The following is a 14,817-nucleotide window of genomic DNA, read 5'->3' as shown; positions in this document are numbered from 1 at the left end:
GCAGCCTTTGCCTTCAGTGGGCGGTGGTGCAAGTGCTTTACGAGTCCCCACCCCGCCCCTTCCCGAAAGTCTTCGACGACTGGGGCTTCGCCCCTGGCCCCCTTTGTCCTCAAACGCCGGACGGGCTGATTCGTCAGCCCGTCCGGCGCTTGAGGAAATTTCCCGGGGCCGGTGATCAGCCAGTCATCGAACAGTTGTCAGCCGGTCACGACCGGAAGCCCAGCAGCCCGTGCAGCACGGAAGGGCTGCCGGGGGCGGCCGTGCTCGCGGCCTTGGCCTTCAGCGGCTCCGGGTCCGGCAGGGTCGCGCACACCGCGTCCGCGTCCCCGTGGCCGTCGCCGCGCGGGACCTTGCCCGTGGCCAGATAGTCGGCCAAGTACCCGTCCAGGCAGGCGTTTCCGCTCAGTGTGATGCCGTGGTTGCCGCCGCCTTCCTCGACCACCAGGCTGGATCCGCGTAGCTTGCGGTGGACGGTGACGCCGCCCTCGTACGGAGTCGCCGCGTCGTCGGTCGCCTGGAAGAGCAGCACGGGCGGCAGCTTGTGGTTGGAGACGTTCGTCGGGTTCAGCGAGCCCGTGGGCCAGAAGGCACACGGCGCGTTGTACCAGGCGTTGTTCCAGGCCATGAAGGGCGCCTTCTCGTGCGCCTTCCAGTTGTCGTGCTGCCACTGCCCCCAGTCGCGGGGCCACCACGCGTCGCGGCACTGGACCGCCGCGTAGATCGAGTAGCCGTTGTCACCGGCCGCGTCGACGGCCGCGAAGTTCTCGTACGCCTCCACCAGCGGGTCGGCGTCCTTCTTGTTCACGTACGCCGCGAACGCCTCGGCCAGGTACGGCCAGTAGCCGTTGAAGTAGCCGCCGGGGACGAAGGTGTCCTCGAGCTCGCTCGCGCCGACCTTCTTGCCCGCGGGCTTCTTGGCGAGGGCCGCGCGCATCGCGTACCACTTGGCCTCGACCTCGGCGGGATCGGTGCCGAGCTTGTACGTCTTGTCGTGCTTGGCCACCCAGGCGGCGAAGGCCTTGTGCCGGGAGTCGAAGGCGTGGTCCTGGTCGAGGTTGTCCTCGTACCAGACGCCGGTCGGGTCGACGATCGAGTCGAGCACCGCGCGCCGCACCCGCTCCGGGTAGAGCTTCGCGTACACGGCGCCCAGATAGGTCCCGTACGAGTAGCCGAAGTAGTTGATCTGCTTCGCGCCCAGGGCCTTGCGGATGGCGTCCATGTCCCTGACCGCGCTGACCGTGTCGATGTACTTCAGCAGCCCGCCGTACTTCTTGCCGCAGGCCGCCGCGAAGGCCTTCACCCGGTCCAGGTTGGCCTTCTCGATCTTTCCGGTGCTCGGCACCGAGTCGGGCCGCACCGGCGCGAAGTGCCCGGGCCTGCAGTTGAGCGCGGGCTGGCTCTTGCCGACGCCGCGCGGGTCGAAGCCGATCACGTCGTACTGCGCCGCCACCTTCTTCGGCAGCGAGCCCGCCACGAACCCGGCCAGCGTGAGCCCGCTGGCACCGGGGCCGCCGGGGTTGACGAGCAGCGGACCCTGGTACGTCTTCGCCGTGTGCTTGACGCGCGACAGCGCGAGGGTGATCTTCTTGCCGTCGGGGTGCCTGTGGTCCAGCGGCACCTTCAGCGAGGAACACTGCAGAGTCGGATAGTCCTTGGTCGAACAGTCGGCCCACTTCAGCGAGGTGCGCGCGGCCTGGGTGTCGCTGCCGGCCGCGGACGGGGCCGCCGTGAGGAGCCCGCCCGCCAGTGCGAAGGCACCGGCCAGCGCGACTGCGCTTCTCTTCATCTGGCCTCCCGAGATGGAGGGTTCTGACTGTGCATGCCACAGCCCGAGCCGCATCGTGCCGGAAAAGGCGCCCGGAAGGGCATGTTCTGCTGAGAGTTGACCGGATTGGGGAATGCGCGAGGTATTCGGGGCGTGTCAGAGCAGGGTGAGCTGGGTGGGTTCGGTGGTGGCCGCCGCCTGCTCGGTCGGCCGCTCGCCCGCGCGCGGTGGCGGCAGCTGCCGGGCCGCCCCCGGCTGCCAGGGGCCGATGCCGAACTCCTGGGCCAGCTCGTGCACATGGCGGGTGATCCGGCGCTGGTACCACTTCGGGGCGTACGCCCCCTCCGCGTACAACCGCTCGTAGCGGCGTACGAGATACGGGTGGTGCTCGGCCAGCCACGCCATGAACCACTCGCGCGCGCCTGGCCGCAGATGCAGCACCAGCGGCGTGACCGAGGTGGCGCCCGAAGCGGCGATCGCCCGCACCGTGGCGCGCAGTTGGTCCGGCGAGTCGCCGAGGAACGGGATGACCGGGGCCATCAGGACGCCGCACCCGATGCCGTGCTCGGTGAGCGTGCGCACGACGTCCAGGCGGCGCTCGGGGGAGGGGGTGCCCGGCTCGACGGTGCGCCACAGGGCGGTGTCCGTGAAGCCGACCGAGACCGAGATGCCGACCTCGGTGACGGCGGCCGCCTGCCGCAGGAGGTCGAGGTCGCGCAGGATCAGCGTGCCCTTGGTCAGGATCGAGAAGGGGTTCGCGTGGTCGCGCAGGGCCGCGATGATGCCCGGCATCAGGCGGTAACGGCCCTCGGCGCGCTGATAGCAGTCGACGTTGGTGCCCATCGCGATGTGCTCGCCGTGCCAGCGGCGCGAGGCGAGCTGGTGGCGAAGGAGCTCCGGGGCGTTGACCTTCACCACGATCTGGGAGTCGAAGCCGAGGCCGGTGTCGAGGTCGAGGTAGCTGTGGGTCTTGCGGGCGAAACAGTAGACACACGCGTGTGAGCAGCCTCGGTACGGATTCACCGTCCACTCGAAGGGCATGCGGGAGGCGCCGGGCACGCGGTTGACGATCGACCGGGCCCGTATTTCGTGGAAGGTGATGCCCCGGAACTCGGGGGTGTCGAAGGTCCTGGTGGTCACCGCGTCCGCACCGAAGAGCGCGGCGTCGTCCCGCGCGGTGTCGGTCAGGTTGTCCCAGCGCATGGTGTCTCCTCGGTAGCACTGATCAGAGAATAGAACATACGTTCCCTTGATCGTGCGACCACCGCGCCGCGCGGTGGCGTCGACGACGTCCTGGCCACGGCCAACCACCGTCGCCCACGCGCGACGACGCCGACGGCGTGCTCTACGTTCAGCGCATCGTGGTCGTCACCGACCCCAAGGCGAAGCTCCACGCGAACGACGGGGTCAAGCAACGCGTCCTCGCCGAGCACTTCGAGATCCGCTCCGACACCACCGGGGGCCACCGCCGGGTGATCGTCTACGAACGAGCCGACTGAGCCGGGGTCACGCCCGCGCGACCCGCGTCCCGAGCTGTCACACCCGGGGGCCACAATGGGGAACGCAGGACGAAAGCCCCCGAGCAGTACCCCGGACAGCAGCAGTGGAGGAAGTGCAATGGCGCAGGTAGAGGCCACCACGGAGCGGATCATCGCGGCCGAGCCCGACGACGTGTTCGACGCCCTCGCCGACTACAGCGGCACCCGCGCCAAGCTGCTGCCCGCGCACTTCAGCGAGTACGAGGTGCGTGAGGGCGGCGACGGCAAGGGCACCCTCGTCCACTGGAAGCTCCAGGCCACCAGCAAGCGCATCCGCGACTGCCTGCTCGAGGTGGACGAGCCGACCGACGGGCAGCTCGTCGAGAAGGACCGCAACTCCTCGATGGTCACCACCTGGACCGTCACCCCGGCGGGTGAAGGCCGGTCCCGCGCCGTGGTCACGACCGTGTGGAACGGCGCGGGCGGCATCGGCGGCTTCTTCGAGAAGACCTTCGCGCCCAAGGGCCTTGCCCGGATCTACGACGAGCTGCTGGCCAAGCTCGCCGCCGAGGTGGAGAAGTAGAGCCGGAGCACTTCGAAGGTCGGCTCAGGCGGCCGGCGGCTCCTCGCGGCCGTCCGCCTGGGGCCCCCGCGCATCAGCCGCCTTCAGGAGCCACGCGGCCAAGTACGGGGCGAGACCCGCGTGATGCCGTACCCAGCGGAAGTGGTCGACGGCCTTCCCCTCGGCCGAGTCGCGCGTGTACTGCCAACGGTCCACCGCTGCCCGCGGCACCTTCCCGGCCAAGTGCTCCCGGGCGCCGACCGGGGCGAGTGAGTCGTGGTCGACGCCGACCACGAGCACCGGCAGCGCGAGGTCTCGCAGGGCTCCCTCGTAGTCGACCGGGCTGCCCGTCGGCGCGTACCGCCCCGTGCGCGCCTGCCGGGCCCAGTCCCGCATCACACCGGCCGGCTGCTGCCCGCCGAACCCGAGGCGCCGCCCCGGCCAGTGCCCGAGCGCCGTGGCCAGCCCCGCGGCCAGCTGGCTGAACACCAGCGTGCCGAGCCCGCGCACGCCGTACGCCCGCCACCACACGGACCCGGACGCGACCAGCGCCACCGCATCGACCGGGACCTTCGCGGTCGCCGCGTGCAGCAGGCCGAACTGGCCGCCCAGGCTGTGACCGACCAACGCCACGGGGGCACCCGGCAGTTCGGCGCGTACCGCGTCGAGCACCGCCGGCAGATCGTCCTCCAGCATCTCCCGGTAGCCGAACCGCACCCCGCGCGCGGCACGCGGCCTGCTCTCGCCCTGCCCGCGCAGATCCACGGTCACCACCGAGAGCCCCTCCCCGTGCAGGGCGCGGGCGAGCGGCAGATAGAAGCGGGCCGGCGTGCCCATCGCGGGCAGGATCACCGCCACCGGCCGGCCGGGCTCGGCGGACCGCAGGGCGCGCACGACGAAAGTCGCCCCGCCCGTGGACCGCACCAGGGCAAGCTCCGGCAACGGCTCGTCGTTCATGGCTCAAGACCTCTCGGTTCACCTGTCACGTGCACCCCGTCGACGTCGGCGTACGGCTGTACGGGGCAGTCATCTGCGTGCGTACAGGGCAACCCCCGCCTCCGTAAAGGGAAACCGGCGCGGGCGTGAGCGACGCCACGTCGGCGGGGCGGTCGCCAGGTCTCGGCCGGGCAACCGCCGGGTCAACCCGGGGTCGCTGATTCGGGTGGTTTCGCCCGGTCCTCGAATACGCGCGGGTAGCGCCCGAGATGGATCAAAGCCGCAGCTCCACGCCGCGCGCCCCGGCCTGGGGCGCAGTGGTCCACCGGCCCGAACTCCCCCTTCTGGGTGATCAGTTCAGTTGCTCCGGCTTGTCCCGCAATGCGAAAAAGGGGCGGCGCAGGGAGCGACGAGGGGAGCAGTTCGTGGGCGGGATCACGCTGGTGAAGGACGAACCGGACATCGCATCCCCGCCGCCTCCGGATCCACCCGCCGCGTCGGCCGTCGCAGAACTCAGCCCGCGCCGGGTGCGCATGGTCTTCGTCGGCCTGATGCTGGCGCTGCTGCTCGCCGCGCTCGAGCAGATGATCGTGGCCACCGCGTTGCCGAAGATCGTGGGCGAACTGCACGGCCTGGACAAGATGTCCTGGGCGATCACCGCCTATCTGCTGACCGCCACCATCGGCCTGCCGATCTACGGAAAGCTCGGCGACCTCTTCGGCCGCAAGGGCGTCTTCCAGTTCGCGATCGTCGTCTTCATCATCGGCTCCGCGCTGGCCGGCTGGTCGCGGACGATGGACGAGCTCATCGCCTTCCGCGCGATCCAGGGCATCGGCGCCGGCGGCCTCATGATCGGCGTACAGGCGATCATCGCGGACATCGTGCCGCCCCGCGAACGCGGCCGCTACATGGGCGTGATCGGCGCCGCGTACGGACTCGCCTCCGTGGCGGGCCCGTTGCTCGGCGGATTCTTCACCGACCACGCGAGCTGGCGCTGGTGCTTCTACATCAACGTGCCGTTCGGCCTCGTCACGCTCGCCGTCATCGCCGTCGTGCTGAAGCTGCCGAAGCCGAAGACCCGGGCCAGGCTGGACGTCCTCGGCGCGCTGCTGCTCGCCTCGGCCTCAACCTGCCTGGTCCTGCTGACCAGTTGGGGCGGCACCGAGTACGAGTGGGGCGACCGGGTCATCCTCGGCCTGGGTGCGGGCGCCGTCGTCTCGGCCGTGCTCTTCGTCGTCGTCGAGCACTTCGCCGTCGAACCGATCATCCCGCTGCGGCTCTTCCGCGATGCCACCTTCAACATCACGGGCGTCGTCGGCGCGGTCGTCGGCGTCGGGCTGTTCGGCGCGGCCAGCTACCTGCCCACGTTCCTGCAGATGGTCGACGGCGCCTCCGCCACCGAGTCCGGCCTGCTGATGCTCCCGATGATGGGCGGCATCGTCGTCGCCTCCATCGTCTCCGGACAGCTCATCAGCCACACCGGGCACTACCGGATCTATCCGATCCTCGGCGGCGCGATCTCCGCCGTCGGCATGTGGCTGCTCTCCCGGCTCGAAGTGGACACCTCGCGCCTCGAGTACAGCATCTGGATGGCCGTACTCGGCCTCGGCATCGGCCTGATCATGCCGGTCCTCATCCTCGCCGTGCAGAACGCCGTGCAGCCCGCCGACCTGGGCACCGCCACCAGCGCCAACAACTACTTCCGGCAGATCGGCGGCAGCGTCGGCGCCGCCATCTTCGGCACGCTCTTCGCCGACAGGCTCGCCGACGCGCTCTCCGACCGGCTGCCGGCCGGCGCCGATCTGCCCGACCCCGAATCCATCACCCCACAGCTCGTCCACGCGATGCCCGCCGCCCTGCGCGAGGGATACATCCAGGCGTACGCGGACGCGATGCCGCGCATCTTCCTCTATCTGGTGCCGGTACTCGTCCTCGGCCTGCTCATCGCCTGCTTCCTGAAGGAGACCCCCCTCGTGACCAGCGCCGCGTCCCACAACGCCCCCGCCGAGCCCGCCGCCTCCATTCCGCAGGCCCGTCTGTCGTACGCCGCCGGGGTCCCGGTCTGCGGCACCGTCCAGCACTCCGACGGGAGCTGTGTGCCGCGCGCCGCGCTCACCCTCATCGACGTCACCGGGCAGCAGATCGGGCGGGGCGCGAGCGGCGAGGACGGGCGCTACGCCCTGTCGACGCCGGGCGCGGGCGCCTATGTCCTGATCGCCGCGGCGGGCGGGCACCAGCCGCAGGCCGTGTCGGTCACGGTGGGGGAGCGGCCGGTCGAGCTCGATGTGGTGCTCGGCGGGGCGGGGCGCCTGGCCGGCGTGGTGATGACGGCGGACGGTACGCCGGTTCGGGATGCGGCGGTGACCCTCACGGATGTGCGGGGCGAAGTCGTGGCCACGACGCGCAGTGGGCGTGAAGGGGGTTATGTCATCACGGAGTTGGTGGCCGGGGAGTACACGCTGGCTGCCAGTGCCCCCGCCTATCGCCCGGCCGCGCTGCCGGTCAGCGTGCAGGCCTCGCGGGAGACGCGGCAGGACATCGAGCTCGCGGGTGGGGCCGTGCTCCGCGGGACGGTGCGGGCGAGTGGGGGCCGGCCTGTCGAGGACGCTCGGGTGACGCTGCTCGATGCGGCGGGGAATGTGGTGGACACGCTGACGACTGGGCCGGATGGGACGTTCCGCTTTGTGGACCTGTCGTCCGGCGAGTACACCGTGATCGCGGCCGGGTACCCGCCGGTGGCCACGGTGTTGCAGGTTGCCGGGGGTGGGCGGACCGAGCGGGATCTGCAGCTCGGGCACGAGGACTGACCGCCCGGGGTTCGCCTTCCTGGCGTCCGGCGCCTGGGTGGGGCTAGCCATGGGTTGAGCGCACTCGGCGCCTTCGTGCTGTGCCCACCCTTCCCCAAGCTCTCGGCTTCGCTCGAGCAGGGGGGACCCCCCTCGCCCTGCGGAACGCCTGCCCACAGCGGTGGGGCGGGAAGGGGGGAGGGCGGAACGACTGCCCGCAGCGGTGGGGCAGGGGGGCGACTGCCCGCAGCGGGCGAGCGGTGCGGGGCAAGCAATTCCCGCGATGCCGCACCTCGCAATGCCGTGCGGTCGTACCGTGGTTGATGGCGGCGCAGATCTTGCGCTGCCATCGGGAAGGAGCCCAGCCAAATGGAGCCTCGCACTCCGGGTGGGCCGGTGGCGCAGAGCGCGGTGGCCGGCCGTATCCCGCTGGCCGTCGTCGTCGTGGACGACGCGGGCCTGGTGTCGCACTGGAGCACCGGCGCGCGGCGACTCTTCGGCCATGCCAAGGAAGAGGCGGTGGGCCGCCCCGCCGTGGACCTGCTGCCGGTGTCCGGCGCGCTGCCCGAGCAGTCCCAGCCCAAGCCCCGTGCGGCGTACGAGGATTACGACGAGTACGGAGATCTCGGCCCCGACCTGGAGGCATCCCTCGGCGGCCGCACCTCCTACCCCGCAGCCGGCCGGGCCAGGTTCTCCGACCCGGGCGGCGACCACGACCCCGACCAGGGCCGGATCGACGTGCTGTGGTGGGCGTACCCCCTGGTCGGCCCCGGCACCGAGCGGCTCCTGGTGCTCGCGGCCGACGCGGGTGGACTCGACCACGACGACGAGGATCCGGACGGCACCGGCCTGGAGCGCATCGCGCCGGGCTTCGCCCTGCACACCGAGTTCCCCGGCTCCGAGGAACTGGCCCGCCGGCTGCCGGAGATCCTGCCGAGCATGAGCGTCGGCGAGGGGGCGCGGATCGTCTCCCAGATCCTTGAACTCGGCTATCCCGTGCTGGAGTTCAGCCAGCACGACCGCGTCCCCGTCACCCCCGACTGGGGAGTGCCGCGCCGCGCCGAGCGCCGGGCCCGCAGGCTGCGCGCCGCCCAGGCGGCCGAGGCCGGGATCGTACTGCCCGAGCAGCAGCGGCCGACGGCCGTCGAAGAGGCCGAGGACCTCGAATACGCCGCCGTACGCGAGCACTTGGAGTTCCTCAACGAAGTCAGCGGCCGCATCGGCTCCTCCCTCGACCTGTCCCAGACGATCGTCGAGGTCAGCCGGGCCGTCGTCCCCCGCTTCACCGACGTGGCCGGGACGTACCTGCGCGAGCAGGTCGTCGCGGGCGAGGGCTTCCCCGAGGGCCCGCCGGACGCCACCACGATGTGGCACCGCGTCGCCCTCGAGCACACCGATGAACCCGGGCGCTGGGACGATGTCGTACCGGTCGGCGAGTCCATGCCGTTTCCCGTGCACACCCCGTTCTTCCAGTGCATGACCACCGGGCAGCCCGTACTCGTGCCGCGCATCAGCGAGCAGATGGGTACCGCCATCGCCTCGCAGTTCGAGAAGCGCGACATCCGGCCGCTGATCACCAACCGCTCCATGCTGGTCGTCCCGCTCAAGGCCCGCAACGTGGTGCTCGGCTTCATGATCCTGCTGCGCCACCCGGCGCGCATCGAGTTCAACGACATGGACCGCGTGACGGGCGCCGAACTCGCCGCCCGCGCCGGCCTCGTACTCGACAACGCCCGCATGTACACGTACCAGGAGAGCGTCGCCGAGACCCTCCAGGACAGCATGCTGCCGCACATCGAACCGCGGATGCCGGGCTGCGACATCGCCACCCGCTATCTGCCGGGCACGCTCCTCGGCCGGGTCGGCGGCGACTGGTTCGACTCCATCAAGCTGCCGGGGTCCAGGACCGCCCTGGTCGTCGGCGACGTGATGGGCCACGGCCTCAACTCCGCGGCGATGATGGGCCAGTTGCGTACGGCCGTACAGACCATGGCGGCCCTCGACCTGCCACCCGCCCAACTCCTGCGCAACCTCGACGACTTGGCGCAGCGGCTCGGCGAGAACTATCTCGCGACCTGTCTGTACGCGGTGTACGACCCGATCGTGGGTGAGCTGCACCTCGCCAACGCCGGGCACATCCCGCCGGTCGTCGTCCGGGCCGCGGACGGCAGCAGCGATCTCCTGGAACTGCCGACCGGGGCGCCGATCGGTGTCGGCGGAGTGCCGTTCGAGTCGGTACGCGTCCCGGTCGCCCCCGGTGACCGGCTCGTCATGTGCACCGACGGCCTGGTCGAGGTGCGCGGCGAGGACATCGGCGTGGGGCTCGCGACGCTCTGTGAGTCGGCCGCCCACCCGGCCGCGTCCATGGACGACGCCTGCGACACGATCATCCGCGCCCTCAACACGCGCGGCGGCCGCAAGGACGACGTGGCGCTCCTGATGGCCCGGCTGAACGGCATCGAGCAGGCCGACGTGGCGAGCTGGCGGCTCGCGCTCGACCCCCAAGAGGTGGGCAGGGCGCGGCAGTTGGTGTGCGAACAACTCGCCGCCTGGGGCCTCTCGGCGGTCTCCGAGACCGTGGAACTCCTGGTCAGCGAGCTCGTCACCAATGCCGTACGGCACGCTCACAGCCGCCATGTGGAGCTCCGCCTGGTCCGCAGCGACGCGCTGCTCGGCGAGGTGGAGGACGACGACCACACCTTGCCCACGCTGCGCAGCGCGGGCCCCGCCGACGAGTTCGGGCGCGGCCTCAGGGTGGTGAGCAGCCTCGCCAGGGAGTGGGGCGCGAGCCGGACCGGCGAGGGGAAGTCGGTGTGGTTCGAGGTGGCGCTTCGGTAGCGGGGGCGTGCGTGCGGCGCCATCGGGTCGAACGATCAGTGAAGGTATGCGCCGGGCGCTTGTCCGCGCATGGCTCGGAGCGGTAGACCGATCTTTACGTGGTCGCGCGGGTCCCGCGTGACACCACCTGGGGATCGGGAGCTGGTCATGAGCGTCACTCAGCGATACCGCGAGGCCTGGGAAGGCTTCTGGCGCGAGGCGTCCGAGGAACAGGGCTCCGTCTTCTGGGACGCCGAGCCGGCCCTCACCGTGGGGCTCCATCTAGCCCTCTTCGAACGGCACTTGACGGCCGTCGGGCTGCCCTTCGTGGACCTGGGCTGCGGGAACGGTACGCAGACCCGGTTCCTGGCCGAGCGTTTCCCGCGCGTGGTCGGGGCCGATCTGTCGGATGCCGCGATCGAGCATGCGCGGCACGCGGATGCGGGGGGCGAGGCTTCCTACCGGGTGCTCGATGCCAGCGCCAAGGGTGAGGCCGAGGCGCTGCACGCCGAGCTGGGGGACGCGAATGTGTACATGCGGGGTGTGCTGCACCAGTGCGACCCTGACGATCGAGCGCCGCTGGCCGAGTCCATCGCTGCGCTCGTCGGGGCGCGGGGCAGGGCCTTCGTGGTGGAGCCTTCGCAGGCGGCGGGGGCGTTGCTGATGGGGCTTGCGCAGGGGCCTGGCGGGCCGCCGCCGAAGATGGAGCCCGTGTTCCGGCACGGGATCGCGCCCGTGGGGGTGCCGGATGATGCGGTGCCGGAGTACTTCCGGGCGGCGGGGCTGCGGGTCCTTGGCCAGGGTGAACTGCCGCTCACCACCACGGATTACCTGCCGGATGGGACGCGGATCGAGTTGCCGTCGCAGTGGCTGGTTGTGGGGCGCTGAATTTCCCCCACCCCGCCCCTTCCCGAAATGCTGCGCAGCCTTCCGCCCTACGGGCGGTGTCCTCAAACGCCGGACGGGCTGATTCATCAGCGATGAATCAGCCCGTCCGGCGTTTGAGGACAGTCTTTGAAGCCGGCGGCAGCCTAACGGGAAGGGGCGGGGAGGGGCGGGGAAATTCAAGCCGCCACCGCGACCCGCGCCCCCGCCCGCGCGAACCGCTCCCGCGCCTCCCCCAGCGCCGCATGCCCAGGCGCCTTCGCCGTGCGCGGCGGGTCCAGGTGAAGCTGCTGGAACACGTCGCGCCGCACGGGCGCATAGGGCCGCAGCTCGACCGGACAGTCGAGCTCCGCTCCCAGATGGGCTGCCGAGGCGACGGCCTCGGGGGAGTCCGTCACGCCGGGCACCAGCAGGTACGACATCCGCAGTGGCACCCCGTGCTCCGCCGCCCGCCGGGCAAAGGCCAGGGCGGGCTCCGCCCTGCGGTGGTGCAGCGCCCAGCTGGTGCGCTCGTCGGCGGCGTGCAGATCGAGCACGACCTCGTCGGCCGCGTCCAGGACGGAGGGCGAGAGGGCCGAGGCCGCGTGCCCGGACGTACGCACCCGCGTCCGCACCCCCGCCTGCTTGAACGCCGCGAGCACGGACGCCGTGAACTCCGGCTGGGCCAGCGGTTCGCCCCCGGACAGCTCCAGGCCCTGACCGGCCTGCAGTGCGGGGAGATGGACGAGGGCGTACATCAGAAGGTCGGCGGCGGTCAGTCGCTGGGCGCCGCCCCGGAACCAGGTCTCCGGGTGGGCCCCGTACGGGCAGCGCACCGGATCACCGGCGAGACGTACCGACATCAGCGTCCCGCGCTGGTCGTCCCGCGCGTCCAGGAGCACCGAGTGCACGAAGCCGGCCCCGGCGGGCGGGAGCGCGGCGGCCGCGGCCGTGCCGGGGCTTTCCTCCGGGCCGGGACGGCGGAAGGCCGAGCGGCGCGAGAGGGCGCTCAGGGACACGGAGCGCAGGGAACGGGAGCGGGGGAGGAATGCCATGGATGACTCGCTTGCCTCGCTGTACACGGTCGGCCCTGGTACGAGGTCGGCCTGGAAAACCATCGGTCCGCTCCTCAGTGTGCGCCGGGCGAGGCCCCCTCAAGTGCGGCGTTGGCCCTCGGTCGCCGGGCCGTTCGGCTCTAGCTCCGGGGTGATGTACTGCGGTAGCTGCCAGGGGAAGGACCCGAACCAGGCGTAGCTGAACGCGAAGCCGAAGCCGAGACAGATCAGGCCGCCGAGGGCGTCGGTCCAGAAGTGGTTGGCCGTGGAGATGATCACGAGCAGGGTGGCCACCGGGTAGAGGATGCCGAGCGCCCTGGCCCAGGGGTGCCGGGCGAAGCTCGCGATCATCGTGGCGCACCAGGTGGACCAGCCGATGTGCATGGACGGCATCGCGGCATACGGGTTCGAGACCGACGCGGCGTGGCCCTGGCTCATGGAGCCCCAGGTGTGGTGCACGGCGACCGTGTCGATGAAGCCGGCGTCCTCCATGAGGCGGGGCGGGGCGAGCGGGAAGAAGTAGAAGCCGAGCAGGGCGATGCCGGTGGTGGCGAACAGGGCGAGGCGGCCGCTGATGTAGCGGCCGGGGTGGCGGCGGTAGAGCCAGACCAGGACGCCGATCGTGATGATGAAGTGCAGGGTCGCGTAGTAGTAGTTCATGCCCGTGATGAGCCAAGTGACCTTGTTCATCGCGTGGTTGATGGCGTGCTCGGCGCCGATGCCGATACGCCGCTCCATGTCCCACACCCAGTCGGCGTGCCGGAGCGCGAGGGCCTTCTCCTCGGGTACGGCGTTGCGGACGAGGGAGTACAGCCAGTAGCTCACGGCGATCAGGACGATCTCGAACCAGAGCATGGGCTTGCGCGGGGTGCGCGCCCTGGTCAGGAGGCTGGGCCCCCGCTCGGGCTCGGTGGGCTCGGTGGGCTCGGTGGGGCGGACGGTGGTCACGGTCCCAGCCTTACGAGTGCGGGGGCGGCCGCAACTCGGGCCGGTCCGCTTCGGCGATCGCCTCGGTGCCTGCTTCGGCGCCGGCTGCGGGGACGCGCCGCCCGGCCAGCGCGTTGGCGCCGACGAGCACGCCGAGCGCCACGGCGACCACGGTCAGCAGGGCGGTGGCGGTCGTGTCGAGACCGCCGCTCTTGCGGTCGACGAGCAGCAGTCCCACGCCGGTCAGGCCGAGGCTGCCGGGGACCAGCATCCAGAAGCCGGGCAGGAAGACGACCTGGGCGGGCGGCGCATGCCGGTTGCGCTCGATCAGCCGGGTGGCCAGCGGCAGAGCCACCCCGCCGGCGAAGGCGCCGAACAGCGGTCCGGCAAGGCCGCCGGCCAGCTCCTGGCCGATCTTGGCGATACACAGGACGAGCAGCAGCCACGGCAGCGTACGCAGGGAGGCGGAGTAGTTGAGGACGTAGCCAAGGCCGAGCAGCACGACACCGGCCCAGGCCGCCCAGGCGCCCAGGGCGTCCACACTGGCGTCCTTGCCGAGCGGGTGCGCGGTGACCAACTGGTGGCCGATCGCGATGCCGAAGGCGAGCAGGACCAGGACGTTGAGGCCGTACACGAGGCGGCTTGCGCCCGACAGGATGGAGCCGGTGGCCAGCTCGATGGTGCCCATGGTCAGGGCGGAGCCGGGGAGGAAGGCGAGGAGCGGCGGGATCAGCAGCTTGGTGGGGTCCTCGCCGAGCAGCGGGCCGCTGTAGCGGTAGGCGATGGCGGTGACCAGGACGGCGGCGAGCACCGGCAGGGCGAGGGACATCACGCGCCCGGCGAGCTGCGCCGCCTCGCGCAGCGCGCCGACGAAGGCGCCGAGCACGGCGTATCCGGCGAGCGCCATGGTGTTGGGCAGGGTCAGCAGGCCGAGGCCCATGGTCATCACGACATAGCCGAGGAGACGCGGCCAGAGGCCGTAGCGGGGCTTCATCGCGTCGATCTCGGCGAGCTCGGCGGCGCCCTCGTGGGGCGACACGGGGTGGACGTAGAGCTCGTCGAGGAACCGGTAGAGCCGGTCGATCTGGTCGAAGCGCAGATTCGGGCCCTGGACGGGGGCGAAGTCGATCACGGAGTCGGGGGCGCGTCCGGCGCGTACGAAGACCCCGGTCGGCACGGCGAAGGTGTGCACGGTGGTGAAGCCGTAGTGGGTGCCGAGCCGGTTGACGGCGTCCTGTACGTCGGCGACGGACTCCCCGGCGCGGATGAGCGCGGTGCCCACCGCACGCAGGAAGGCGATCAGCTCCTGGGGCGGGGGCGGCGGTTCGCTGGACACGGGCACCTCGGCTGCGAGGGGCAGCAGGGCGCGGAGCTTGCGCAGCCGGTGCCGGGCGGCGGACGCGGACGCGTGCCGCGGCGTGGCACGCCGGGGTAGGCCGGGCCGCTCGCGGCGGGCCTCGGCCGCGGGGACGTCCCCCTCGGCGTCGCCCTGCACGGGCGTCGGCGCGTCGGCCATGGCCACATCCTGCGCGGCCCGGGACACCTGGCGCACGCCCGGCGGGGCGGCCACGGGCAAATGGGTGAGGACCGGCGTGCGATGAGTCGCGGGCCCGCGACTCGTCGCACG

11 protein-coding genes are annotated in these 14,817 nt (G+C 71.5%); 5 read left to right on the top strand and 6 right to left on the bottom strand.

The annotated features are described in order from the left end of the window. Positions 1-205: 205 nt before the first annotated feature. Positions 206-1,786, bottom strand: coding sequence for an alpha/beta hydrolase (locus OG430_RS10625; RefSeq protein ID WP_327352198.1), 1,581 nt, complete (start codon positions 1,784-1,786; stop codon positions 206-208). Between the two features lie 135 nt (positions 1,787-1,921). Then, entirely contained in the window at positions 1,922-2,968 is a 1,047-nt protein-coding gene (locus OG430_RS10620; protein ID WP_327352197.1) for an Rv2578c family radical SAM protein, read from the bottom strand. 137 nt (positions 2,969-3,105) lie between these two features. Here OG430_RS10620 and OG430_RS10615 point away from each other — a divergent pair, with 137 nt between their 5' ends. After that, positions 3,106-3,264, top strand: coding sequence for a hypothetical protein (locus OG430_RS10615; protein ID WP_327352196.1), 159 nt, complete (start codon positions 3,106-3,108; stop codon positions 3,262-3,264). Between the two features lie 118 nt (positions 3,265-3,382). Continuing rightward, positions 3,383-3,826, top strand: a complete 444-nt coding sequence (locus OG430_RS10610) for an SRPBCC family protein (RefSeq protein WP_327352195.1) — start codon at positions 3,383-3,385, stop codon at positions 3,824-3,826. Between the two features lie 24 nt (positions 3,827-3,850). On the opposite strand, the gene OG430_RS10605 is transcribed toward OG430_RS10610, so the two are convergent. Next, positions 3,851-4,762, bottom strand: a complete 912-nt coding sequence (locus tag OG430_RS10605; protein ID WP_327352194.1) for an alpha/beta hydrolase family protein — start codon at positions 4,760-4,762, stop codon at positions 3,851-3,853. A gap of 404 nt (positions 4,763-5,166) precedes the next feature. Between OG430_RS10605 and OG430_RS10600 the strand changes: the two genes are divergently transcribed. The 3 genes from OG430_RS10600 to OG430_RS10590 all read left to right on the top strand — a co-directional run bounded on the left by OG430_RS10600 (position 5,167) and on the right by OG430_RS10590 (position 11,232). Continuing rightward, positions 5,167-7,548 carry an MFS transporter gene (locus tag OG430_RS10600; RefSeq protein WP_327352193.1) on the top strand — a complete coding sequence of 794 codons (2,382 nt, stop codon included), beginning with the start codon at positions 5,167-5,169 and terminating at the stop codon, positions 7,546-7,548. 348 nt (positions 7,549-7,896) lie between these two features. Further along, the gene (locus OG430_RS10595) at positions 7,897-10,365 is read left to right on the top strand and encodes an ATP-binding SpoIIE family protein phosphatase (RefSeq protein ID WP_327352192.1); all 2,469 of its coding nucleotides are present in this window, start codon (positions 7,897-7,899) and stop codon (positions 10,363-10,365) included. A gap of 147 nt (positions 10,366-10,512) precedes the next feature. Continuing rightward, positions 10,513-11,232 (top strand): class I SAM-dependent methyltransferase, encoded by a 720-nt coding sequence (locus tag OG430_RS10590; protein ID WP_327352191.1) that lies wholly within the window; start codon positions 10,513-10,515, stop codon positions 11,230-11,232. A gap of 176 nt (positions 11,233-11,408) precedes the next feature. Here the strand turns inward: OG430_RS10590 and OG430_RS10585 are convergent, their stop codons facing one another. The 3 genes from OG430_RS10585 to OG430_RS10575 all read right to left on the bottom strand — a co-directional run bounded on the left by OG430_RS10585 (position 11,409) and on the right by OG430_RS10575 (position 14,760). Further along, positions 11,409-12,263, bottom strand: coding sequence for a radical SAM protein (locus OG430_RS10585; RefSeq protein WP_327352190.1), 855 nt, complete (start codon positions 12,261-12,263; stop codon positions 11,409-11,411). A 99-nt stretch (positions 12,264-12,362) separates the two neighbouring features. Beyond that, complete coding sequence (locus OG430_RS10580) at positions 12,363-13,211, bottom strand: phosphatase PAP2 family protein (RefSeq protein ID WP_442816464.1); 849 nt, start codon at positions 13,209-13,211, stop codon at positions 12,363-12,365. A 10-nt stretch (positions 13,212-13,221) separates the two neighbouring features. Continuing rightward, complete coding sequence (locus tag OG430_RS10575) at positions 13,222-14,760, bottom strand: threonine/serine ThrE exporter family protein (protein WP_327352189.1); 1,539 nt, start codon at positions 14,758-14,760, stop codon at positions 13,222-13,224. Between the last annotated feature and the right edge of the window lie 57 nt (positions 14,761-14,817).

The organism is Streptomyces sp. NBC_01304, from assembly GCF_035975855.1.
Lineage (GTDB): Bacteria > Actinomycetota > Actinomycetes > Streptomycetales > Streptomycetaceae > Streptomyces.
The sequence above is the reverse complement of the archived record's forward strand: the minus strand, read 5'-3'. Positions and strand labels throughout refer to the sequence as shown.

Excerpts from the sequence above, each read along its gene's own strand:
- OG430_RS10625 (WP_327352198.1), bottom strand. The coding sequence starts at position 1,786 with ATGAAGAGAAGCGCAGTCGCGCTGGCCGGTGCCTTCGCACTGGCGGGC.
- OG430_RS10620 (WP_327352197.1), bottom strand. The coding sequence starts at position 2,968 with ATGCGCTGGGACAACCTGACCGACACCGCGCGGGACGACGCCGCGCTC.
- OG430_RS10610 (WP_327352195.1), top strand. The coding sequence starts at position 3,383 with ATGGCGCAGGTAGAGGCCACCACGGAGCGGATCATCGCGGCCGAGCCC.
- OG430_RS10605 (WP_327352194.1), bottom strand. The coding sequence starts at position 4,762 with ATGAACGACGAGCCGTTGCCGGAGCTTGCCCTGGTGCGGTCCACGGGC.
- OG430_RS10595 (WP_327352192.1), top strand. The coding sequence starts at position 7,897 with ATGGAGCCTCGCACTCCGGGTGGGCCGGTGGCGCAGAGCGCGGTGGCC.
- OG430_RS10590 (WP_327352191.1), top strand. The coding sequence starts at position 10,513 with ATGAGCGTCACTCAGCGATACCGCGAGGCCTGGGAAGGCTTCTGGCGC.
- OG430_RS10585 (WP_327352190.1), bottom strand. The coding sequence starts at position 12,263 with ATGGCATTCCTCCCCCGCTCCCGTTCCCTGCGCTCCGTGTCCCTGAGC.